This is a genomic window from Pseudomonas sp. HD6422 (assembly GCF_025377065.1).
Classification (GTDB): domain Bacteria; phylum Pseudomonadota; class Gammaproteobacteria; order Pseudomonadales; family Pseudomonadaceae; genus Aquipseudomonas; species Aquipseudomonas putida_U.
In genome coordinates, this window is the sequence record NZ_JAHWIW010000020.1 from 62186 (window position 1) to 85661 (window position 23476).

Sequence of the window (23476 nt, forward strand, 5' to 3'; positions counted from 1 at the left end):
AGTTCAGTTGAATGGATGATCGACGTTTACTGCACGTTCCCAACAAAACGTACGATGTTGTTCGGCGTTCAAAACATTTGGGTCGTAAGGGAGAATTGTCGCAATGTCTGGTGCGACAGGCTCACTGCAAACTGCCCCGCAGCGCCTCGATGAATACACTTTCCGCCCGGCTCATGCGCTGATCACGGTTCCACAGCAAATGGATGTCGACATCGGCGATGCCCTCATGGGGCGGCAGCTTCCACAGCAAGCCCGCCGTTACGTCATCGGCCACCACATGCTCGGGCAGGCAGCCGATACCGAAGCCTGCGATGACCAGGCGACGTACTTCCTCCAGGCTCGGTGACGAGGCCACGATACGCCCGGAAAACCCCTGCTGGTCGCGGAAGATGGTCAGCGGAGAGAGCATGCCGCCGATCTGGTCGCTGCTGAAGCTGACGAAGTTCTCTTTCTGCAAATCGCCTTCCTGGCAGCCGAACAAGCCATGGTGACGACCGCAGAAGAACGCGTACCGCTGGCGTTGGAACAACCGCTGTTCCAGACGGGTCTGCGCCTTGCGGTTCAGGCTGAGCCCGGCGGTGGCGGTCTTTTCCTGCAGTGCCGCGACGATGTCCGAGCTGCGCATCACGTCGATCTGCAACTCCACCCGCGGGTGCTGGCGATGAAAGCCGGCGAGGAACTCGTCGAGACGCTCGTTGACGATGCGGCTGATCATCAGCAGGCGCACCTTGCCCACCACTTCGTCCGCCGGGTGCTCCAACAGGCCACCGATCTGGGACATCTGCCCATACACCTCGCCAGCCAGGGCGAACAGTTGCTCACCCACCTCGGTGAGCACGAAGCGTGGCCCGCGGCGGGCGATCAATTGACGTCCAAGTTGTTCTTCGAGGCGCTTGAGCGCCTGGCTCACCGCGGGCTGAGTGAGGTGCAGGCGTGCGGCGGCGCGGCTGATGGACAGTTCCTGGCCGATGACCCGGAAGGTGCGCAGCAGGTTCCAGTCGAGGCGATCGTTGAGCAGGCGGTCGGACATGGTTGGGGCTCGATGATAAGCGTGGCTAATAGTGCGAATAATAAATAGAAAATTGACTAATCATAGCCTGGAGCCGATAAATCGTTCTTATCGAGACGGGTTTGTCTGTGCTCGAACAAGCGCCATCAGAGCGCCCAATGACCTGTCCACTCCTGCCAGAAAAACAAGCAAAGGAGCCACCATGAAGCCAGACGCTTCGTCCCAGCCGCGCCGTGCCGCTGCCGCCGCGTTCATCGGTACCATGATCGAATGGTATGACTTCTACATCTACGCCACCGCCGCCGCCTTGGTGTTCGGCGCCTTGTTCTTCCCCTCGGACGACAGCCTGTTCAGCACCATGGCGGCATTCGGCACCTTCGCTGTGGGCTTCTTCGCCCGCCCGTTGGGGGGCATCATCTTCGGCCACGTGGGCGACCGTATCGGGCGCAAGAAGTCCCTGGTCATCACCCTGCTGATGATGGGCGTGGTCACCGTGTGCATCGGCTTACTGCCGACCTACGCGCAGATCGGCGCTACCGCGCCGGTGCTGTTGATTCTCCTGCGCATCGTCCAGGGCATCGCCGTGGGCGGGGAGTGGGGTGGGGCGGTGCTGATGGCCGGTGAACACGCGCCCAAAGGCCGTCGGACCTTCTTCGCCTCGTTCGTCCAACTGGGCAGCCCGGCGGGCCTGATCCTGTCGCTGCTGGCCTTCGGCGCGGTGACCCGCCTGCCGGAAGCCGAGCTGATGAGTTGGGGCTGGCGCGTGCCGTTCCTGGCCAGCGCCTTGTTATTGCTAGTCGGCCTGGCGATCCGCCTGGGCGTCAATGAATCCCCTGAGTTCCTCGCCAGCCGCGAGGCCGCGCACAAGGCCCAGCGCCAGGAGCAGGCGCCGGTGTTCGAGGTGCTGCGCAGCGCCTGGCGTCCGCTGCTGTTGTGCATCGGGGCCAATACCCTGGGCATCGCCGGGGTCTATTTCACCAATACCTTCATGATCAGCTACACCACCCAGCAATTGCACCTGGAGCGCTCACTGATCCTCGAATGCCTGTTCTTCGTGGCGATCATCCAGTTCTGCGTCCAGCCGCTGGCCGCCTGGTGCTCGGAAAAACTCGGCGCGACACGCTTTCTGGCATGGGTGGCGGTGCTGGCAATGGCCTCGCCGTATCCGATGTTCGTCCTGGTCAGCAGCGGTGAAGGGCCGATGATCGTGCTCGGCATTGCCTTGGCAGCAGCGTGCATGGCGTCGTTCTACGCCGTGATCGCCGGTTACGTCAGCGGCATGTTCGCTACCCGCGTGCGCTACACCGCTATTTCCCTGGCCTATCAGGTGTGCGGCGCGATCGCCGGGGGCCTGACCCCGCTGATCGGTACCTGGCTCGCCCACAGCTTCGTCGGCCAGTGGTGGCCGATGGCGCTGTTCTACACGCTGATTGCCAGCATCTCGCTGGTCTGTGTGCTGGCCCTGGCGCGCCAGCATGCCCACAGTCAACGCCTGGAGCTGGCCTGATCCAGCCCCGTTCAAGGAGACCCCATCGATGTTGAAAAGCAACGGCGACCGCCTCTGGGCGAGCCTAATGGCCATGGCCGAAGTGGGCGCTACCGCCCGTGGCGGCAGCTGCCGCCTGGCGCTCAGCGACGAAGACAAGGCTGGCCGCGAGCTGTTCAGCCACTGGTGCCGCGAAGCCGGGCTCAGCCTGTCGGTGGATGCCATCGGCAACCTGTTCGCCCGCCGCGCCGGTAGCGACCCTGACGCCGCCCCGGTGATGATCGGCAGCCACCTCGACACCCAGCCCGAAGGCGGTCGTTTCGATGGTGTCTACGGCGTACTGGCCGGCCTGGAGGTGGTGCGCCGCCTCAACGACCTTGGCATCGCCACCCGCAAGCCGCTGGAAATCGCGGTGTGGACCAACGAAGAGGGTGCACGTTTCACCCCGGCCATGTTCGGCTCGGCGGTGTTCACCGGCAGCCTCGGCCTGGAGCAGGCCTTGGCGATTCGTGATGCTGATGGCATCAGTGTCGCCGACGAGCTGCAGCGCACCGGTTACGCCGGTGATCGCCCACTGGGCGGCAAGGTCGATGCCTACTTCGAGGCGCATATCGAGCAGGGCCCGATCCTCGAAGACAACGCCACGTCGATCGGTGTGGTCAGCGGCGGCCAGGCCATTCGTTGGCTCGACGTGAGCGTCGAAGGTATGGCCGCCCATGCCGGCACCACCCCGATGGCACTGCGCAAGGATGCCCTGTACGACGCTGCACAGATGATCCAGGCGGTGGAGCGACTGGCCGCCGACTTCGCCCCGCAGGGCCTGACCACGGTGGGCGAGCTGTCGATCGCCAAGTCCTCGCGCAACACCATCCCTGGCCAATTGCGCTTCACCGTGGACCTGCGCCATCACCGCGACGAGGCTATCGAGGCGATGGAGCGTGAGCTGGATCAGGCGCTGCAAACGATCGCCAGCGAGCGAGGCCTGCAGGTGCGCATCGAGCGTCATTGGGTCAGCCCGGCGACACCGTTCGATGCCGACTGCGTGGCGGCGGTGCAGCAGGCCGTCGACGGCTTGGGCTACAGTCAGCAGCGCATCGTCAGCGGAGCCGGCCACGACGCCATCCTGCTTGCCCGCTACTGCCCGACGGCCATGGTGTTCATCCCTTGCGTCGGCGGCCTGAGCCACAACGAAGCCGAAGACGTCCTGCAAGACGATGCCCGCCAGGGCGCCGATGTATTGCTCAATGCCGTGCTGGCCCGCGCTGGCCAAGTCGAACGAGGAGATGCCTGATGCGTTGCTACTTCCACCCCGAACAGCTGCTGCACCACCCGCGCAGCTACTATTCGCGCGGCGCCATGCGCACCCCCCAGGAAGTCCCGGAGCGTGCCCAGCGCCTGCTGCAGGCGGCCAAGGACCTCGGCATGGACATTCGTCAGCCCGAAGACGCCGGTCTCGCGCCGCTCAAGGCCGTACACGGCGAAGCCTACCTGACCTTCCTCGAAGAAGCCCATGCACGCTGGAAGGAAGTGCCCGAAGACTGGGGCGACGAAGTGATGTCGAACATCTTCGTGCGTGAGCCCAACGCCCTGCGCGGCAGTCTTGCCCAGGCCGGGCGCTACCTGGCCGATGGCAGTTGCCCGATTGGCGAAAACACCTGGCGGTCGGCCTACTGGTCGGCGCAGAGCGCGGTGGCCGCTGCCAAGGCGATCCTCGACGGCGAACCGGCCGCCTACGCCCTGTGTCGCCCCCCAGGTCACCATGCGCGCTTCGATGCCGCCGGTGGCTTCTGCTACCTCAACAGCGCCGCGGTGGCCGCGCAAGTGCTGCGCGGCCGTTATGGCCGGGTGGCGATTCTCGACACCGACATGCACCACGGTCAGGGTATCCAAGAGATTTTCTACGCTCGCAACGACGTGCTGTACGTCTCGACCCATGGCGACCCGACCAACTTCTATCCCGGCGTGGCGGGATACGAGGATGAGCGCGGCGTTGGGGCGGGGGAGGGTTACAACATCAACCTGCCGATGCCCCATGGCGCCAGCGAGGCCGACTTCCTGGCGCAGTTGGATGTGGCCCTGGCGGCTGTGAAGGACTTCGGCGCCGAGGTGCTGGTGCTGTCGCTGGGCTTCGACATCTACGAGCTGGATCCGCAGACCAAGGTGGCGGTGACCACAGAAGGGTTCGCCATGCTGGGCGAGCGTATTCGCGGCTTGGGCCTGCCGTGTCTGATCGTGCAGGAGGGCGGGTATCACCTGGAGAGCCTGGAGAGGAATGCGCAGGCGTTCTTTGCGCAGCCGGCGGATTGGCATCGGTAGCGTCCAGCTCTGGTCGCTTAAAGCGGACTCGAGACTTGGCCCACTGTGTGTTGATTCACTGTATGCCCGCCCTTACCAAAGAACGCGCGCACCTGGCGATAGGCTGTTTCTCTTCCGGAAGTCAGTGACTCCACCCCCTTGGCCGTACCTTCAACGGTGAAGTAATACACCTCATTGAGGCCGATGGTGGCGAGCACTGCGGACAGGTAAGGGCGTAGAAAGTCGGGTTGACGGGAGATGTAGCCACCGCTGGCTATAGCGACGTAAACAGGACGATCAGCCAGTGTGCCGACTTTGCCTTGGGCCGTGCTCAGAAACGTTTTGCCCACACGTACCACCTGGTCGAGGCGTCGGTGACGATGTACACCTCGTAGCCGGCTTCCATGGCTTCCAGGGCCGGGAAGGTCAGGCACACCTCCGTCCACAGCGCGGCCATGACCAGTTTCTTGCGGCCGGTGGCTTTCACGGCTTCGACCAGCTTGGCGTCTTATCAGCCCGCGACGAGCCAGGCGGCCGTCGTGCTTCCGCCTTTGGTGACGGCCCGAGGTTTCAAGGAATTCTTCGAGCCCCGCAGCCAACGCCTCACCGAGATGGCCGTGATCGACCAGTGGGCACTGGGTGAGCGTCCTCAATTGGACTACTCGAGCGCTGACCGCAAAGCACTGAGCGAGCGTATTCGCAATCTGTACACCTCGGATTACATCGATACCTGGCGGCGATCTTTGACGGCATTCGTCGTGACCGATTTTCAGGACCTGGACCATGGCGTGTCGGTTTTGCAACAGTTGACAGGCCCGGCTGCACCCTTGCTTCGTCTGCTCGAAACCGTGAGGGACAACACCGAGCTCCAGCCTTTGCCGATTGCTGAAGGTAAAGAGAAGCAACAGTATCGGCTCGATATCCGCCGTGCCTTCTCGGGATTGCACGCTTTGTTGGAGCCCAAAGGCACTCAACCCAGCTATTACGCTGAAACCCTGAATGCAGTGACGGCGGTTTACGACTACGCAAAAGCCGTGCAAGACAGCTCCGATCGTGGCAAGGCCGCTCTGCATGTGGTGCTCCAGCGCTTCTCGATGACCGGTTTCGATCCGATCGCCAACCTGCAAAGGGTCGCTTCTGGGCTCCCGGAGCCGCTCGATCAACAGGTCAGAAAACTTGCCGAGCAGACCGCTCGTGTACTCAATGTCGAGGCACTGCGGGAGCTGGAGCGGCGGTGGGATACCGAGGTCTACAGTTTTTTCCAGCAACGGTTGGCGGATCGGTATCCCTTCGTTGCCCACGCGCCTGATGCGTCCCTGGAGGATTTCGAAGCGTTCTTCGGCCCCAAGGGACGGTTGCGGCAGTTCCAGGACCGCTACCTTGAAGTCTTTCTCCAGGACAATCCAGAGGCGCTGGGCAATCAACAGGGCGGCTCGCTGATCCGCAGCGACGTCCTGGAGCAATTGGCAGCAGCCGAGCGGATCAGGGAAACCTTCTTCGACCAGCGAGGAAATCTGAGTGTGCAGTTCAGCATCGAGCCGATGGGGCTCAGTGGCAACCAGCGCACCAGCCTGCTGGATCTGGATGGCCAATTGGTTTCATACACCCACGGACCTCGCCAGATAAGCGGCATCATCTGGCCCAACACCCTGGGCCCTCAGGTGCGTAGCAGCCTCACGTTGCTCAGGCGAAACGGCAACAGCAATAACCTGGATTACCGGGGCCCCTGGTCCATGTTCCGACTCCTGAGTCGGGGCGCGCTCAACGGGCGCACCGCCACCAGCGTCGATCTGAGCTTCAAGGTAGGTGACGGGGTGATGCGCTATCGCCTGAATGCCGAAAAAGCCTTCAATCCAATCACCCAACAACCTTTCAAGGGTTTCATACTGCCAAGAGGCCTTCTGCAGGTGCGCTCGACTAAAGGTGACTGAAGGCACAAGCGCCTATCGTCATGGCTTCGCAGCAGGCTTGAGGCGGAAGCTGACACCCATACGATTGAAAGCATTCATGGCTGCGATGGCTGTGGTCAGGTCAACCAGGTCCTTCTCGTCGAATGTGGCCGATGCCGCTGCGTAGGCCTCGTCCGATACATGCGTCTCGCTGACCCGGGTGACCTCTTCCGACCACGCCAGCGCCGAGCGTTCTTGATCGGAGAACAGGTGCTTCGCCTCATGCCACACCGGCACCAGGACCAGCTTTTCAACAGACATGCCTCCTTTTAGAAGGTCCCGCGAATGCAGGTCGATGCAGTGCGCGCACCCATTGACCTGGGAGACCCTGAGAAATACCAGGTGAATCAGTTGCGCCGGTAAATTCGTCGCGGTGGTCACGAAGTGATGCAGGGCTCCAAGGGCTTTCGCTGCGCCAGGTGAAGCCTCGAACCAGTTCAGGCGTTGCATGATGTCTTTTCCTCTCGAGTGCGCGCTCTGATCGAGCCGTGATGGGCATATTGTGGCGGCGCGTCTTATCGATCGCTTGGAGTGACCAGTACCGTCTCGCTGCTATCGAGCACGAACACGGCCATCAGTTTTGCAGGCTTACTGTCGCTGGCATTGGCGCTCACACCGTGGAATGCACCGGGTGCCTCGTACCAGTTTTCACCTGCCTTGTAGGTGTGGGGCGGCTCACCATCGACACTGCTTCGCACTTCGCCTTCCAGTACCGTGGCGTATATGAATGCGGACTTGGGGTGTCGGTGCGCGGGGGAGGCGGCGCCTGGGGCGTAGTCGACAATCACCCCGCGCATGCTCTTGCCTGGCACGTTCGGCAGTGGTTGGTAGAAGACCACAGTGACCTTGCTGGCCGGATCTCCGGCGGCGAACACGGGAGTGATGGCCAGCGCAGTGAGCGCTAGGGTCATGAGAGTGCGGCTGAACATGGCGTTGCTCCTATGCGGGGTGGGGAAGTGCAGGGTTGCTTCACTGGCGTGCCAGCCAATCCTCGAAACGGGTGGTGCCAAGTCGCGCGCCGCAGTCAGGCGTCAGCGATCTGTCATCGAGCACGGCGCCGAAATAGCGTGCATGCACATCTGCCACGACCTTGCGCGGGTCGCCGCTCAGGCGACAGAAGCGACGCACCAGCTCATCGAGCGGCAGTGCTTCAGGTCCGGCTATTTCAAGGATGTCGTTGGCCGCTGGCGCGAGCGCGACATCGATCAGCGCCGCGACCACATCGTCCGATGCGATGGGCTGCACCAGCGCTGGCGACAGGCGGAGCTCATCACCCACTTGGCTGAGGTGGGCAATTGCAGAAACGAATTCGAAGAATTGCGTGGCGCGCAGAACGGTGTAGGGCGCTCCAGCGCGTCTGATCAGCGCTTCTTGCGCGACCTTGGCGCGAAAGTACCCGTTGTCCGGCAGGCGATCGCAACCGACGATCGACAACGCCACGTGATGCCGGACCCCAGCCGCCTGCTCGGCAGCCAGTAGATTGCGGGTGGCCGTTTCAAAGAACTCGAACACCGCCTGGTCCTCCCAGGACGGAGCGTTGGCGACATCCACTACCACGTCAGCACCGTCCATAGCCTGCGCCAGGCCTTCGCGGGTGATGCTGTTCACCCCGGTGCTCGGCGCCGCCGCGATGGCTTGGTGGCCGCGCGCTCGCAGGCCGTTGACGAGCTTAGCGCCAATCAGGCCCGTGCCTCCGATGACCACGACTTTCATTGTGGTTTCCTCGCGTGTTCGACCGCAACCGTTGCCGTCTTCAGGGACAAGCATGCTCCGCAGGCCAGGGTCGTGTCCTTGTCGACGGACTGGGTTTGTCTTCAGGCGAGCTTCAATTTCTGTCCAAACGGTTCGGCCAACGCCTGGGCACGTGCCAGCGACGAGCGGCTGCCGTATCATCGAACCGAACCGATCAATAAGCGCCTCGACTACACAGCTTGAGCGTACGCAGGGGGCATCCATCGTGCCATTTGAGTTTGATGACTACATGCTCGACGAGCAGCGCAGGGAGCTGACCCGGCACGGAGCACCCGTTGTCATCGGCCCGCAGGTGTTCGACCTGCTCGTGCACCTGGTCAGCCACCGCGAGCGGGTGATCGGTCGCGACGAACTGCTGGCGCGTGTCTGGAATGGCAAGATCGTTTCAGAGTCGACCATCACCAGTCATATCAATGCCGTGCGCAAAGCCATCGGCGACTCCGGCGAGCAACAGCGACTGCTGCGTACGGTGGCCCGCAAGGGCTATCGTTTCGTGGGACAGGTCCGTGCAGCGTCTGGCCCCCTCGAAGCGTTATCTGAGGCGGGGTACACCGTCAGCGGGCCTGCTCTGCCCGACAAACCGTCGATTACCGTTCTACCCTTTCAGAACCTCAGTGGTGACCCAGAGCAGGACTACTTCGCCGATGGCGTGGTCGAGGACGTCATTTCTGCCTTGTCACGCATCCGCTGGTTGTTCGTCATTTCGCGAAACTCCAGTTTCACCTTCAAGGGCCAGCGTGTAGACGCACAGCAGGTGGGGTTGGCACTCGGCGTGCGCTATGTGCTCGAAGGCAGCGTGCGCAAGGCGGGCAGCCGATTGCGCATTACCGGCCAACTGATCGACGCGATCACGGGCGAGCATCTGTGGGCCGAGCGTTTCGAGGGGCAAATCGATGACTTGTTCGAGCTTCAGGATCAGGTCGCGCAGAGTGTGGTCGGGGCCATCGCACCCCAGTTGGAGCGTGTCGAAATCGAAAGGGCCAGGCGCAAGCCTACCGACAGTTTGTGCGCTTATGACTACTACCTGCGAGGCATGGCGAAACTGCATCTTGGTACCCATGAAGCGATCGAACAGGCATTGCCGCTTTTCTACAACGCTATCGAGCGTGACCCGGAGTACGCTTCTGCCTACGGCATGGCGGCGTGGTGTTATTTCTGGCGCAAGCTCAATGGCTGGATGGATGATCGCGCCTCGGAAATCGCCGAAGGGATTCGACTGGCACGTATGGCGGTCGAATTAGGACGAGACGATGCGGTGGCGTTGACCCGAGGCGGACACACCCTGGGCCACCTGGCAGGCGATCTGGACGGCGGTATGGCGTTGCTCGAACGTGCGCGCCTGCTTAATCCCAACCTGGCGCCCGCGTGGTTTCTCGGCGGAATCTTGCGTGCATTGCGAGGTGAGACACAGGCCGCGATCGAAGACCTCAGACACGCTGAACGCCTGAGCCCGCTGGACCCTGAGATGTTTCGTTTGCAAGTGGGAATGGCGTTGGCGAACTTCTTCGCTGCGAAGTATGACGAAACCGTGATGTGGGCGGAAAAGGCCCTTGGGAATGTGCCCAGTCTGCTTGCCGCAGTGGCATTGCTGGCCGCCAGTCACGCGCTGAGTGGACGCCAGCAAAGTGCCCAGGTCGCGATCGCGCGCTTGCAGGAACTGGACCCTGGATTGCGAGTGTCGGCGTTGAGCCAGTGGTTGCCTATCTATCGTGATGAGGATCTTTCGAAGTTTGCCGAGGGGCTGAGGTTGGCGGGATTGCCGGAGTGAGGGACATCTTGTATGCCGGCCTGCTCCCCACACGTCACCGCGTATGTCGTGCATCGCACCGGTCTGTGTGAGGGGCAGTCGATACCACGGCTTTCTCAATAGTTCCAGAACCCCGCGACCCAGCGGAACCCTTCACCGTCGATTGCCACCCGTCCTACGGAAGGGAATGGCAAGTGCGTGGCGACGAACAGTTCGCCACTGGCGGCGGCAGCGTGCAGCAGCGCCATCCTCACCCGCACCGACTCCTCTGGGTCGTGTTCGAAACCGTTGTGCCAATCCGGGTGGTCAAAGGCCACCGGGAATAGTGCGTCGCCGGCGAAGGTCAGCCGCTCTGCGCCTGAGTTGATGTACACCACACAATGCCCTGGGGTATGGCCGCCGGTGAGGCTGGCGACCACACCGGGCGCTACTTCGCGGTGCCGGTCAAAGGTGCGGATCTTGTCGGCGTAGGTTTGCATGAACGCGTTTGCCGTGGACCGCAGCACGTTCGGTACCGGTTGCGGCATGTCTGTTTGCGAGAAGTCCGGTGCAGCCCAGAAGTCCATTTCGGTCGCGCTGACGTGGATCTTCACGTCCGCATCCAAGCGGTTCCTCACCTCGTCCACCAACAGACCGCCGATGTGATCCATGTGCAAGTGGGTGATGACGATATCGGTGATCGACTCCAGCGCGATGCCGGCTGCCGCCAGCCTTTTCGGGAACAGCCCGGCCCGTGGGAAACCAGGGAACTGGCCACCCAGCCCGGCATCCACCAGGATGACCTGTTCGCCGCTGCGCACCAGCAACACATTCAGGGCCCAGTCGAAGGTGTCCGGTCCGAGGAACATGTCCTTGAACCACGCCGCCCGGGCGGCAGGATCGGCGTTGGTCGACATGGTTTCGGTGGGCAGCGGCAGTACACCGTCACTCACCACCAGCACTTCTATGTCGCCGACTTTCAAGGCGTAGCGCGAGGGTACCAGTTCTTCGGTCAGGGTCGGGACGAGATCGTCGATTGGCATGGTCATGGTCGTTCTCCTGGTGCAAGGTCGTGCGAGGCTCACGCCACGGGAATGGATGGATCGGCAGAGGCCAGGGCGGTGGCGCGATCGGCTGCAGGTGGGTAGATCCACACGGTGTTGATCTGGGTCTTGAGCTCTTTGGCTTCGCCTTTGACCAGCTTCAACTGGCGGTCCCAGCCCTCGCTGTACACGGCGCCCCACGTGCCCAGGTCCAGGCAGGTCACGTACTTGGGCTGACGGTAGGTCGTCGGTGCCACACCCAGCAGATCGGCGGCGGCGTTGTTGCCGGCGTGGCGTCCGAGGCTGATCGCGTGCTGGCAGGACATCACCGCGAAGTTGCCGATCTCGTCGGTGGCGGCGTAGGCGACATCTCCTGCGGCAAATACATGGTCCAGGCCGCGCACCTTGAGATGGCCGTCCACATGCAGGCGGCCCTGGTGGTCGCGTGCGCTGGTCAGCTGTTCGGTCAGGGGGCTGGCGCGCATACCTGCGGTCCAAACCACGGTTTGGCTCTCGATATGTCGGCCATCAGCCAGCGTCACGCCATTGGCATCCACCGCCGTTACGCTGGTACCGACGACCCATTCGATACCCAGTTGCTGCGAGGCTTCGATGATTGAAGGTCGGATACCTTCACCCAGGGCTGCCCCGATGCGCTCGCCACGGTCAACGAGGATCACTCGGACCTTCGCCTCTGCGCCCAGTGCTGCGCGCAGTCGGGCAGGCATCTCGGTCGCGGTTTCGATGCCGGTGAAACCGCCGCCGGACACCACCACGGTATTGCGGGCGGCGCTTTCTGGGCGCTTGCCCAGCGTCATCAGGTGTTGTTCAAGACGTGCTGCCGACTCGATCTGATCCACGTCGAAGCTGTATTGGTCCAGTCCAGGCACGGGAGGACGCGCGAGCTGGCTGCCACTGGCCAGAATCAGGCGGTCGTAGCCCAGTTGCGCTTGTTGGCCAGCGTCGCCACGGTAGCTGACGGAGCGAGCCTGTTCGTCGATGCTTTCGGCGCGACCCTTGACGAAGCGCACGTCAACAGCGTCGAACAGCGCCTGGAGTGGCGCGAACATGCTGTGCACGTCGGCTTCATAGAAACGCGGACGGATGCGCAGTTCGGCCTGGGGCGCAAGCACGGTGATCTGCACGTCCTGCCGGCCATGCATATCGAGCAGGCGCGCGGCGCTCAGGGCGCTCCACAATCCGGCGAATCCTGCGCCGATAACCAGAAGTTGCTGTTTCATGTTCGTGCTCCTGACGTGAACGGTGAGGGTGCTGTACATCAGCCTTGGCGAGACGCTGTCGGGCCAGTCGTTCGCTGTAGGTCGATGTTAGGCAGGGGCAGGGACGGAAACACTTCTCCATGGGTGTGCAATGCCGTACACATGGGCGTAGCCGCGCTATACCAAGGTATCGAAAGTACCGTTCAGCGCTGCAGTACGGACTCGATGCAGTCCAGCAAATGCTGGGCCTCGAATGGTTTGGGCAGACAACTAACCACCCCGGCCATGCCTGGGGTGATGCGCGAGCGTTGGCCGGGGTGGGCGCTGATGAAGATTACCGGGATGTCGAACCCCCGTGCCTGTAGTTGCGTCAGCAGTTCGACTCCGCACATGCCTGGCATCTGAATGTCGCAGATCAGGCAGTCGGCCTGCCCCAGGCTATCGGAGGCGAGGAAATCGCTGCCGCTGCCAAAGGTGCGCGCCCGGTAGCCCGTGGCGCGTAGCAGACCATCGAGCGCAACTCGCAGGGGTTCGTCGTCGTCGACAACGGCAATCAGGGTTGCGGTGGGCTGCTTCATGCGCGATCTGCTCCTGGTGGCCGATGCCGTTGATCCAAGATACGCCGTCGCGCAAGTGGCAGAAGTATACCTAGGTATAACCGGAGCATACCTGCGTCTGGCATTGGTAGTTTCCAGTGGCCAAAGCGGTGAACCTTGCCCAACAATAGGCTAGATTGCTTACCTGCCAGCAGCACGCGGCGTCACGGCTGAAGGAGCGCAAATGGCCGTACAGAGTACCCATGGCCCGAATGAACCGGTGGTTTACATCGTCGATGACGATGCGTCCATGCGCGTCGCCTTGGACGGGCTGTTCCGTTCGGTCGGGCTGCAGGTACAGAGCTTCGCTTGCACCCAGGAGTTCGTGGACTTCCCGCGCAAGTCCGTGCCCGGTTGCCTGGTCCTGGATGTGCGTCTGCGCGGCGAAAGCGGCCTGTCGTTCCAGGCCCAGATGGAACAGGGCGGAGTGCGCATTCCGGTGGTATTCATGACCGGGCACGGTGATATCGCCATGTCGGTCAAGGCCATGAAGGCTGGCGCGATAGACTTCCTGACCAAACCGTTCCGTGACCAGGACATGCTCGACGCAGTGGCCAATGCCCTGGCCCGCGACCGCGAGCGTCTGGCCGATGAGCAGGCCGGCGGGGTATTACGCGGCGCTTTCGAGACCCTGACGCCCAGGGAGCGTCAGGTACTGGCCTTCGTGATCGCTGGCTTGATGAACAAGCAGATCGCCGCTGAGCTGAACCTCAGTGAGGTCACCGTGAAAGTGCATCGTGGGCAGATGATGAAGAAACTCGGCGCCCGCTCTGTTGCCGACCTGGTGCGCATGGCCGAGGCGCTGGGTGTCGAGCCGCTGGGTCGAACGGTCTGACGCAGTCTGTTTTCTCCCAACCCGATGAAGGGGGCCGGACCCATGTCAAGTAGACAGCAAGTGCTGTGGAACGATGGCGATCGCCTGTTTTGCAGGCTACGTCGGCCAGATGGCAAACACGTGTTGCTGATGCGACCTGCCAACGAGCAACCTGCGCCCGCCACCGTCGACCGCTTGGCGCATGAGTACGGCCTGCGCCAGCAACTCGAGAGTAGCTGGGCATTGCAGCCTCAGGCATTGGAGCGCATCAACGGCACGCTGCGCCTGGTGCTGGGCGATCCGGGTGGGCAACCGTTGTCGACTTTGCTGGTGTCGCCGCTGGGCATCGAAACCTGTCTTGAACTGGCGGTGGCAATCAGCGTTGCGGTGGGGCACCTGCACCTGGCCGGGCTGGTACACAAGGATCTCAAACCGCATCATATTCTGGTCGACTGCGACGACGGCAACGTCCGGCTGACCGGCTTTGGCCTGGCTTCGCGCTTACCCCGCGAGCGGCAAGCGCCCGAGCCGCCGGAGACCATCGCCGGCACCTTGGCCTATATGGCGCCTGAACAGACAGGGCGGATGAACCGTTCCGTAGACTCTCGCAGTGACCTTTACGCGCTGGGGGTGAGCCTGTACCAGATGCTCACCGGTTCGCTGCCTTTCAACGCCACAGATCCGATGGAGTGGGTGCACTGCCACATCGCTCGCAAACCGCTGCCACCTTGCGAACGGGTCGCCACCGTGCCGCAGCTGCTGTCCCAATTGGTGATGAAACTGCTGGCCAAGACCGCTGAAGATCGCTACCAGAGCGCCGCGGGCCTTGAGCAAGACCTGCGCCGATGCCTCGCCCAATGGCGACAGAACCGGAGCATCGCGGCCTTCAGCCTGGATGAACAAGGCACCGCCGACCGCCTGTTGATTCCGGAAAAGCTATATGGCCGTGAGCACGAAGTGCAGATTCTCGAGGAGGCCTTTACCCGCATGGTGCGCAGCAGCGTGCCGGAACTGGTACTGGTCAGTGGCTACTCGGGCATCGGCAAGTCCTCCGTGGTCAACGAGTTGCACAAGGTGCTAGTACCGCCCAGAGGGCTATTCGCCAGCGGTAAGTTCGATCAGTACAAGCGCGATATTCCTTACTCCACGTTGGTGCAGGCGTTTCAGGGGCTGGTGCGCACGTTGCTGGGAAAAAGCAGTGAGGTGCTGGCCGGATGGCGCACTGCCTTGCAGACGGCGTGCGGGCCCAACGCAAGACTGATGACCGACCTGATTCCGGAACTGCGGCTGATCATCGGCGAGCCGGCGCCGGTGCCGGAACTGGATCCGCAACAGGCGCAGCGGCGGTTCTTGCTGGTATTGCGGCGCTTTATCTCGGTGTTCGCCCGCGCCGAGCATCCGCTTGCCCTGTTTCTGGACGACTTGCAGTGGCTCGATGCGGCGACCCTCGATCTGCTGGAGGAACTGCTCACTCATCCGGAGCTGCGCTACATCATGGTGGTAGGGGCCTATCGCGATAACGAGGTCGATGCCCTCCACCCGTTGACTGCCAGGCTGCAGGCGATTCGCAGGGCTGGCGCGCCCGTGCGTGAAGTTCGCCTTGTGCCCCTGGCCCGTCCGCATATCGAACAACTGATAGCCGAGTCGCTGCATTGCCCGGCGCCCAGCGTGATGGGCCTGGCCAAGCTGGTCCAGGACAAGACCGCTGGTAATCCGTTCTTCATCATCCAGTTTCTTCACGCCCTGGCCGAGGAGTCGCTTCTGGCGTACGACCACGTGGCGCGGCGCTGGCAGTGGGATTCCCAGCGTATCCATGCCAAGGGTTATACGGATAATGTGGTGGATCTGATGGTTGGCAAACTGGCCCGTCTGCCGTTGGCAACCCGTCAGGCACTTCAGCACCTGGCCTGTTTGGGCAACGTGGCGGATGCGCAGACGCTCGCTCTGGTTCTCGATCTGCCGATGGAGCGAGTCCAGGCGACTCTCTGGGCGGCGATTCGACTGGAACTGGTGGTACACCAGGACGGCACCTGCGCGTTCGTTCATGACCGCATCCATGAGGCCGCCTATTCGCTGATCGCCGACCGCGACCGCGCTGCCATGCACCTGCGCATCGGTCGCTTGCTGGCCGATCACGTGTCGGCCCAGCACCGCGATGAAGCCATTTTCGAGATCGTCGGACAGCTCAACCGCGGCGCGACCCTGATCGATGCTCGCAGTGAGCGCGAACGGCTGGCCGAGCTCAACCTGTTGGCCGGGCGTCGAGCCAAGGCCGCATCGGCATACGAATCGGCCTTGAGCTACCTGAGGGTGGGCGAGCGATTGCTGGAAGGGCGGTGTGCCGCTTCCATGCACGAGTTGAGCTTTGCCCTGGCGCTCAACCTGGCGGAATGCGAGTTTCTCACCGGTCAGCTCAGGCTCGCGGATGAGCGCCTGATTGACCTGGCGTTGCGCGCCAGGACCACGGCTGAAGGCGTTGCGGTGGCGTGCCTGCATATGGATGTGTGCCTGATGCTCGATCGCAGCGACCGTGCGGTGGCGGTTTGCCTGGCGTGGTTGCGCCAAGTGGGTATTCACTGGATCGCGCAGCCGAGCGACGACCAGGTACGGGGCGAATATGACCAGATCGCGGTGCGGGTCGGCAGGCGCAGCATCGAGCAGTTGATCGACCTGCCGCTGATGCAGGACACGACCTCCCTGGCCATCCTGGACGTCTTGTGCAAACTGTTCGCACCGGCCCTGCAAACCAATGCCAACCTGGCCTGCCTGACCATCTGCAAAGCCGTGAGCTTGAGCCTTGAACATGGCAATTGTGATGCATCTTGCATGCTCTACGCCAATGTCGGACGCGTGTCCCGGCGCTATGGCGATTACCAGACCGGTTATCGTTTCGGGCGTCTTGCTTGCGAGCTGGTCGAACAGCGGGGGTTGCAACGTTTCGAGGCCAACACGTTCTTGTGTTTCTCGATGTTCGTGGTGCGCTGGATGCGGCCGGTCAGCGAGTGCCGCGAGTTGCTGCGGCGGGCCTTCGTCGCGGCCAACAGGGTCGGTGACCTGCCGTACGCCGCTTATGTCGGCAATGGGCTGATCTCTGATCGGCTGTTCATTGGCGAGCCACTGGGCGGCATGCAGACCGAGGCCGAGCAAGGCCTGGCCTACGCCGAAAAGGTGCATTTCGGGCTGGTGATCGATTTCATGAACACGCAGTTGGCGCTGATCCGGACGTTGCGGGGGCAAACGCCATCGTTCGGTTGCCTGGATGATGAACACTTCAGCGAGGCGCGTTTCGAGCAGCACCTTGACGCTGCCCCGGACTTGGCTCTGGCGGCCGGCAAGTACTGGGTTCGCAAGTTGCAGGCGCGCTACCTGGCAGGTGACTATGCCGCTGCCTCAGCTTGCGCTGCCCGGGCCAAGGCACTGACCTGGGTGATCGCCTCCTTTTTCGAGGAGGCGGAGTATCACTTCTTTGCCGCACTGACGCTGGCGGCTGGGGAGGGCGTTGATCAAGCCACCTTGCAGGCATTGGCCGAACACCACGAGATGTTGGCGATCTGGGCCGGCCAGTGCGCGGAAACCTTTGCCAGCCGACAGGTCCTGCTGGAGGCAGAGATCGCGCGGCTGCAGGGACGCCTGGTCGACGCTGAGCACCTCTATGAGCAGGCTATCCAGCTCGCGCGTGATAGCGGCTTCGTGCATGTCGAGGCACTGGCCAATGAGTTGGCATCGCGCTTCTACGGCAGCCGCGGACTGGCCCGGATTGCGCGGGTCTACCTTCGTGACGCACGCTATGGCTACCTGCGCTGGGGTGCCGATGGCAAGGTGCGCCAGTTGGACAGTCGCCATCGTAACCTGCGCAGTGTCGAACCGGAGCCTGGCCCCACCGCGACCATCGCCACCCCGGTCGAGCACTTGGACCTGGTAACAGTACTCAAGGTGTCCCAAGCCGTCTCTGGCGAAGTCGACCTGCAGAAGCTGATCACCCAAGTGCTGCTCACTGCCATCGAGCAAGCCGGAGCCGAAAGAGGCGTGCTGGTGCGCGTCCGAGGGGGGGAGGCGCTTATCGTCGCGCAGGCAGGTGTGGGGGAGTGCGAGGTGGTGCTCTGCAGCAAACCGGTGAGCAACACGCTGTTGGCCGAATCCGTGCTCTACCAGGTACTGCGTACGGGGGACAGCCTCTGTCTGGACGACGCCATTGGCGAAGCTGCGTTCATGGCCGATGATTACATCCGCCGCTGCAGCGCCCGGTCGCTGCTATGCCTGCCGCTCAGTCATCAGGCGCGGGTGATCGGGGCGCTGTATCTGGAGAACAATCTCAGCGCCGGTGTGTTCGATCCTGGAAGGATTGCCGTATTGCGTCTGGTGGCATCACAGGCGGCTATCTCGCTCGAAAACGCCAGGCTGTATCACGAGGTGGCGCAACGGGAGGCGAAGAACCGACAGGTACAGGCCGAGCTTGCCCATGCCAACCGTGTCGCGACCATGGGCCAACTTGCCGCTTCGATCGCCCATGAAATCAATCAGCCAATTGCCGCTACGGTCACCAATGCCAATGCCGCCATTCGCTGGTTGAACGCGCAGCCACCGGTGCTGGATGAAGTGGGCCTGGGCCTGGGACGAATCATCAACGATGCCAACCGCGCGGCTCAGGTTCTGGGCCGTATTCGTGAGCTGATTCGCAAAGCTCCGCCGCAAAAACAGGTAGTGGACGTCAACGCCGTGGTGCTGGAGATGGTCGACTTCATCCGTGGCGAGGCGATCAGGGCCGGGGCTCAGGTGCAGACCCTGCTCGCCGACGGAATGCCGCAGGTCCTCGCTGACCGCGTGGAGTTGCAGCAGGTGCTGCTGAATCTGATCCTCAATGCGCTGGAAGCAATGTCAGAGGTGGAAGGTGCTCGTACGCTGCAGATAAGCACGGCCATCGACCAGGAGGGTGTACGGGTAACGGTGGTGGACAGCGGGCCTGGATTCGTAGCGGCAAACGTAGAGCAGGTTTTCGAGCCGTTTTACACCACCAAGGCGGCAGGACTGGGCATGGGGCTGTCGATCTGCCGCTCGATCATCGACAGCCACGGCGGGCGTTTTTGGGCCAGCGCCGGGCACAGCCCCGGCGCTGAAGTGCAGTTCACCTTGCCGGTGCTTAGCGAAGCGGGTGCGTGAAGGCCCGTTCAGCGCGGCACACGACTGCCTACTGCGCCGCGGGTGGGAAGTCGATCTCGGTCGCGGCGATATTGTTCAGGTAGTTGGTCAGGGTCAGCAGTGTCGTCTGCGCCACCACCTCGATGATCTTGCCATCGGTAAGGCCGGCTTGGCGCGCTGCAGCGATCTGATCGTCGCTCAACTGGCCGCGGCTTTCGGTGATTTGATGGGCCAGCGCTGCGATCGCGCTGAGTGTGCCGTTTCGGGCCTGTGCGATGGCCTCATCGCTCAGACCCGCCTTGGCGCCGAAAAAGGTGTGGGCAGCCAGGCAATAATCGCAACCGTTGATTTGCGAGGTAGCGAGTGCGACGACCTCGCGTTCGGCGGCGCTCAGTGAAATCTTGCCCAGGGCCTGGGCGAGGCCCAGGTAAGCGTTGAGTGCAGCCGGGGAGTGGGCCAGGGTCTTGAAGGTGTTGGGAATGAAGCCCAGGCCTTTCTGGATGCCTTCGAGGGCAGCGCGCGAGCCAGCAGGGGCTTGGTCGAGAGAGAGTGCGTCGATACGAGTCATGGTGGTTCTCCAAAGGTTGATTCAATCGGCTTGTCGTTCAAGCTTGGAGCCCATTCTAGGGAGACGGTCTTCTCTTTCGGATCCAGATCGTCGATTCTATGCAACAGATCGTCTAAATCTGAGCGCGCTATGGATCGATTATCGACATTGCTCAACCACTTCAATCTGCACGCCTCCACGTTCCATGCAGGCGGGTTCTGTGGCACCAGCGAGCTTTACGGGCAGCACAGCGTGGGCCACGCCCATTTGCTCCGCGCTGGCCGCCTGGTCTTCAAGGACAAACATGGTCAGCTCATCGAACTGAACGAGCCCAGCGTGATTCTGGCGGTGCGTCCACAGGAGCATCGGTTGCTGGCCGCAGAAGCCGATCAAGCGCAGTTGGTGTGTGCAACCTTGCAGTTCGAGGGCGGTGCCAACAACCCGCTGACCTTGGCCCTGCCGGACTTCATCATCAAGCCTCTGCGCGAGTTGCCCGGTCTCATGGGCACCCTCGACTGGCTGTTCGAAGAAGCCTCGGGCGACGAATGCGGCAGGGAGGTCATGCTCAATCGGCTGTTCGAACTGATGGTGATTCAGCTGCTTCGCCACCTTATCGCCAGCCGTAGCATTGCCTCGGGGATGATGGCCGGCCTGGCCAACGCCCAGCTCTCCCGGGCGCTAGTCAGCATCCACGACGAACCTCGGCGCAATTGGTCGGTAGCGCAGTTGGCCGATCGCTCCGGGATGTCGCGCGCAAGCTTCGCCGCGCACTTCCGCCAGACCGTGGGGATGACACCGGCGGACTATCTGGCGAACTGGCGGATCAGTCTGACTCAGAAACGCCTGCGCGAAGGCCGACCGATCGCCCTGATCGCCGATGAGGTCGGTTATGAAAGCCCCTCTGCATTGGCCCGCACCTTTCGCCGCAAGGTGGGCACAAGCCCAAGGGAATGGCTGCAGCACAACCGCCTGAAGGAATGAGCGGGGCCCGACATCCTCGCCACGCTCTTCAGATTCCCTTCAGATTGACCCTCGATACTCCCCCCATCGAACCCAGCGGGGGGACTCCCATGACCCAACTTCCCTGGAGCAGCCTGCTCCCACTGCCCATCGGCTGCCATGCCGACCATCACGCCCAGCTGTCTTTGGTGCTGGAGCAGGATGCCGGCCGTGTCGAGCTGGAAGGTTTCATCCATGCCTGTTTCGCTGCGGTGCACCATGCCGATGTGCACCACTACCTGCCGGAGCTGCTGTCGCTGCATGACAGCCATGGGCGCTTGATCGCGGCGGCGGGCATGCGTCTGGCCGGCAACAATGCCTTGTTTCTCGAGCACTACTTGGACGAGCCATTGGAAAGCGCGGTTTCCCGCCTGACCGGTGGAGTCCACGCGCGTGAAGGCATGGTCGAAGTCGGCAACCTGGCGTCGCTCAGTGCCGGGAGTGCGCGAATCATGATCATCGCGGTCACCTGGCTGCTCGCCTCGCGGGGCTTGCAATGGGTGGCGTTCACCGGTGCTGCCACATTGCTCAACAGCTTCCAGCGCCTGGGCCTGGAGCCCGTCGTACTGGCAGAGGCCGACCCCGAGCGCCTGAACGGGGAGCGCGCGCAGTGGGGCACGTACTACAGCCAGCACCCACAGGTGTTTGCCGGCAACATCCAGCAGGGTTTTCAACGCCTGAGTGCGGCAGGGGTGTTCCAGCGCCTGGGATTGCCATTGGTCGACCAGGAAACGGGGCATGCCGCATGAGCGCGAGCGGTCGTGCGGTGGGATAATCTCGATGCTTTACTCAAGGCCATCAGGTAATAACAGGATTGAACATGCGGCTGCTGCTGGTTGAGGACGATACCGCCTTGGGCGAGGGGATCTGTGATGGGTTGCGTCAGGAGGGCTACACCCTCGACTGGTTGCGCGACGGAGTGAGCGGGCTACATGCCCTGCAACATGAGGCATTCGACCTGGCGATTCTCGACCTAGGTTTGCCGCGCATGGATGGCATCGAGCTGCTGCGCCGCCTGCGCGCCGGGGGCGACAGCCTGCCGGTGCTGATCCTCACTGCACGCGATGCCACCGAAGACCGTATCACCGGTCTGGATGCCGGGGCCGACGACTATCTGGTCAAGCCATTCGACCTCGACGAGCTCAAGGCGCGCCTGCGTGCCTTGCTCAGGCGCAGTGCCGGCCGGGCCAAGCTGGTCATCGAGCATGCCGGCGTGAGCCTCGACCCCAGCACGCAACAAGTCCATTACAACGGCGTCCCGGTGGTGTTGACGCCAAAGGAGTACGTGCTGTTGCACGAGCTGCTGGCGCAGCCTGGCAAGGTATTCACCCGCGACCGTCTGACCCAATTGCTGTACGGCTGGGATGAGGAGCCGGAAAGCAACACCCTGGAGGTGAATATCTATCACCTGCGCAAGAAACTGTTCAACGGCCTGATCCGCACCGTGCGCGGTATCGGCTACCTGGTCGAGGGCAAGGCATGAGTTCGCTGCGCCAGCGCACGTTGTGGCGGGTGATGCTGCTGCTGTTGTTGGGGACCGGTCTGCTGGCGCTCTACAACTTCCACGACAGCCGTCACGAGATCAACGAGGTCTATGACGCGCATCTGGCCCAGAATGCGCGTCTGTTGCAAGGCGTGATGAGCCTGCCGGTGCAGGAGGGCAACCGCGAGCAATTGTATAAAGCGTTCAACGAGGCGCTGAGCCGGGCCGGTCGGCACCGGGTGGGCCATCCGTACGAAAGCAAGCTGGCGTTCCAGATCTGGGATGATCGGGGCGGTTTGCTAGTCCACACCCCTAGTGCACCGGCGTTGGGAACGCCGCCTTCGGCGCCTGGCTTTGCCGATTTTGTGCTGGGTGGCGACCGCTGGCGCGGGTTCGTTCTGCCGGTACCGGAAAAGCACTGGGTCATCTGGGTTGGCGAGCGCAACGATGTGCGCTATGACCTGATCGACCGTATCGTACGCCATACTTTGATGCCATTTCTGCTCGGCAGCCTGGCCCTGGCCCTGCTGGTATGGGCAGCGATCGGTTGGGGGCTGCGGCCCTTGCAGAACATGGCCAACGTGATCCGCGCACGGCATGCCGAATCGCTCGAGCCGCTGCAACTGGTACCGCTGCCGTCGGAGCTAGAGCCCATGCAGGCGTCCATCAACCGCTTGCTGGCGCAGATCAAGGATCTGCTGCGTCGCGAGCACCGCTTCATCGCCGATGCGGCCCACGAAATGCGCACCCCGCTGGCCATCCTCCGGCTGCACGCGCAGAACGCCCAGGCCGCGAACAACGAGGCTGAGCGGCAAAAGGCCCTGGGCTTCCTGATCGGCGGTGTCGACCGGCTGACACGGGTGGTCAATCAGTTGCTGACATTGGCCCGCGTCGAGCCACGTCTGGGCCAACGTGCCACCACCGCGGTCGACCTCGGCGAAGTGGTGACCGACATCCTGGCCGAGCTCACGCCCTGGATTCTGGACCGAGGCCTCGAGCCTTCGCTGGTCATCGACGAAGCCGATCATCACCTGGCCGTCGATGCCGGGGTATTGGGTATCGCCTTGCAGAATCTGGTCGCCAATGCCGTCGAGCATTCGCCCCCGGGCGGGCGCGTCACGGTATCGCTCAGGCGTCGGGCGACTGCTTTCGAGCTGGTCGTCGAGGACGAAGGCCCAGGCCTGGACGAAGAGAGCCGGCAGCGGGTGTTCGAACGCTTCTACAGTCGCAATAGTCCCAACGGGGCGGGGCTGGGGCTTTCCATCGTGGCCACCATCATCGACCGTCTCGGCGGTCAGGTGCAGTTGGACAACCGTGATAGCGGCGGTCTGGCGGCTACGTTGTCGATTCCCGTCTCCTGAGGCAGACAGGTAGCGCCGTCCAGCGCAAGCACAGGAAAAATATGCTCAGGTCCCAGGTAA

At 62.7% G+C, this 23476-nt stretch carries 19 protein-coding genes and 2 pseudogenes; 11 read left to right on the forward strand and 10 right to left on the reverse strand.

What is annotated here, in order from left to right; translation table 11 throughout:
- Positions 1-121: 121 nt before the first annotated feature.
- Positions 122-1030: a LysR family transcriptional regulator gene (locus KY379_RS15940; RefSeq protein ID WP_133331636.1), complete on the reverse strand. Its 909-nt coding sequence runs from the start codon at positions 1028-1030 to the stop codon at positions 122-124.
- A gap of 181 nt (positions 1031-1211) precedes the next feature.
- Between KY379_RS15940 and KY379_RS15945 the strand changes: the two genes are divergently transcribed.
- Genes KY379_RS15945 through KY379_RS15955 form a run of 3 tightly spaced genes read left to right on the forward strand, consistent with a single transcriptional unit; the run spans position 1212 to position 4811 of the window.
- Positions 1212-2516 carry an MFS transporter gene (locus KY379_RS15945; RefSeq protein WP_261240775.1) on the forward strand — a complete coding sequence of 435 codons (1305 nt, stop codon included), beginning with the start codon at positions 1212-1214 and terminating at the stop codon, positions 2514-2516.
- A gap of 28 nt (positions 2517-2544) precedes the next feature.
- Complete coding sequence (locus tag KY379_RS15950; RefSeq protein ID WP_261240777.1) at positions 2545-3786, forward strand: Zn-dependent hydrolase; 1242 nt, start codon at positions 2545-2547, stop codon at positions 3784-3786.
- Positions 3786-4811: a histone deacetylase family protein gene (locus KY379_RS15955; protein ID WP_261240778.1), complete on the forward strand. Its 1026-nt coding sequence runs from the start codon at positions 3786-3788 to the stop codon at positions 4809-4811. The genes KY379_RS15950 and KY379_RS15955 overlap by 1 nt, the downstream gene beginning before the upstream one ends.
- A gap of 17 nt (positions 4812-4828) precedes the next feature.
- On the opposite strand, the gene KY379_RS15960 is transcribed toward KY379_RS15955, so the two are convergent.
- Both KY379_RS15960 and KY379_RS15965 read right to left on the reverse strand, forming a co-directional pair.
- Positions 4829-5140 (reverse strand): NAD(P)H-dependent oxidoreductase, encoded by a 312-nt coding sequence (locus KY379_RS15960; protein WP_261240779.1) that lies wholly within the window; start codon positions 5138-5140, stop codon positions 4829-4831.
- A 14-nt stretch (positions 5141-5154) separates the two neighbouring features.
- Positions 5155-5298 (reverse strand): annotated as a pseudogene (locus tag KY379_RS15965) (isochorismatase family protein); the annotation flags it as partial.
- Between the two features lies 1 nt (position 5299).
- Between KY379_RS15965 and KY379_RS15970 the strand changes: the two are divergent.
- Positions 5300-6721: pseudogene (locus KY379_RS15970) on the forward strand (ImcF-related family protein); the annotation flags it as partial.
- 18 nt (positions 6722-6739) lie between these two features.
- Here KY379_RS15970 and KY379_RS15975 read toward each other — a convergent pair.
- The 3 genes from KY379_RS15975 to KY379_RS15985 form a co-directional block, all read right to left on the reverse strand.
- On the reverse strand, positions 6740-7189 hold the full coding sequence (locus KY379_RS15975; protein ID WP_133328975.1) for a carboxymuconolactone decarboxylase family protein: 450 nt from the start codon (positions 7187-7189) through the stop codon (positions 6740-6742).
- A gap of 65 nt (positions 7190-7254) precedes the next feature.
- Positions 7255-7668, reverse strand: a complete 414-nt coding sequence (locus tag KY379_RS15980; protein ID WP_261240780.1) for a cupin domain-containing protein — start codon at positions 7666-7668, stop codon at positions 7255-7257.
- 40 nt (positions 7669-7708) lie between these two features.
- A complete protein-coding gene (locus KY379_RS15985) occupies positions 7709-8452 on the reverse strand; it encodes an SDR family oxidoreductase (RefSeq protein ID WP_261240781.1) in 744 nt (247 codons plus the stop codon).
- Positions 8453-8696: 244 nt separating this feature from the next.
- Here KY379_RS15985 and KY379_RS15990 point away from each other — a divergent pair, with 244 nt between their 5' ends.
- The gene (locus KY379_RS15990; protein ID WP_133328981.1) at positions 8697-10259 is read left to right on the forward strand and encodes a winged helix-turn-helix domain-containing tetratricopeptide repeat protein; all 1563 of its coding nucleotides are present in this window, start codon (positions 8697-8699) and stop codon (positions 10257-10259) included.
- A gap of 95 nt (positions 10260-10354) precedes the next feature.
- On the opposite strand, the gene KY379_RS15995 is transcribed toward KY379_RS15990, so the two are convergent.
- The 3 genes from KY379_RS15995 to KY379_RS16005 form a co-directional block, all read right to left on the reverse strand.
- Positions 10355-11266, reverse strand: coding sequence for an MBL fold metallo-hydrolase (locus KY379_RS15995; protein ID WP_261240782.1), 912 nt, complete (start codon positions 11264-11266; stop codon positions 10355-10357).
- A gap of 32 nt (positions 11267-11298) precedes the next feature.
- On the reverse strand, positions 11299-12501 hold the full coding sequence (locus KY379_RS16000) for an NAD(P)/FAD-dependent oxidoreductase (protein WP_133328985.1): 1203 nt from the start codon (positions 12499-12501) through the stop codon (positions 11299-11301).
- A gap of 182 nt (positions 12502-12683) precedes the next feature.
- Complete coding sequence (locus KY379_RS16005; RefSeq protein WP_133328987.1) at positions 12684-13058, reverse strand: response regulator transcription factor; 375 nt, start codon at positions 13056-13058, stop codon at positions 12684-12686.
- Positions 13059-13260: 202 nt separating this feature from the next.
- On the opposite strand from KY379_RS16005, the gene KY379_RS16010 reads away from it, so the two are divergent.
- Positions 13261-13911, forward strand: coding sequence for a response regulator transcription factor (locus KY379_RS16010; protein WP_133328989.1), 651 nt, complete (start codon positions 13261-13263; stop codon positions 13909-13911).
- A gap of 42 nt (positions 13912-13953) precedes the next feature.
- Entirely contained in the window at positions 13954-19047 is a 5094-nt protein-coding gene (locus tag KY379_RS16015) for an AAA family ATPase (protein WP_261240786.1), read from the forward strand.
- 28 nt (positions 19048-19075) lie between these two features.
- On the opposite strand, the gene KY379_RS16020 is transcribed toward KY379_RS16015, so the two are convergent.
- Entirely contained in the window at positions 19076-19594 is a 519-nt protein-coding gene (locus tag KY379_RS16020) for a carboxymuconolactone decarboxylase family protein (protein WP_133328993.1), read from the reverse strand.
- Between the two features lie 129 nt (positions 19595-19723).
- Here KY379_RS16020 and KY379_RS16025 point away from each other — a divergent pair, with 129 nt between their 5' ends.
- The 4 genes from KY379_RS16025 (at position 19724) to KY379_RS16040 (ending at position 23416) form a co-directional block, all read left to right on the forward strand.
- Positions 19724-20554: an AraC family transcriptional regulator gene (locus KY379_RS16025; RefSeq protein ID WP_133328995.1), complete on the forward strand. Its 831-nt coding sequence runs from the start codon at positions 19724-19726 to the stop codon at positions 20552-20554.
- 89 nt (positions 20555-20643) lie between these two features.
- Positions 20644-21321, forward strand: a complete 678-nt coding sequence (locus tag KY379_RS16030; RefSeq protein ID WP_133328997.1) for a thermostable hemolysin — start codon at positions 20644-20646, stop codon at positions 21319-21321.
- Positions 21322-21392: 71 nt separating this feature from the next.
- Positions 21393-22055, forward strand: coding sequence for a response regulator (locus tag KY379_RS16035; RefSeq protein WP_196172298.1), 663 nt, complete (start codon positions 21393-21395; stop codon positions 22053-22055).
- Complete coding sequence (locus KY379_RS16040) at positions 22052-23416, forward strand: sensor histidine kinase (protein ID WP_261240787.1); 1365 nt, start codon at positions 22052-22054, stop codon at positions 23414-23416. Before KY379_RS16035 ends, KY379_RS16040 begins: the two co-directional genes overlap by 4 nt.
- Positions 23417-23476: the final 60 nt, after the last annotated feature.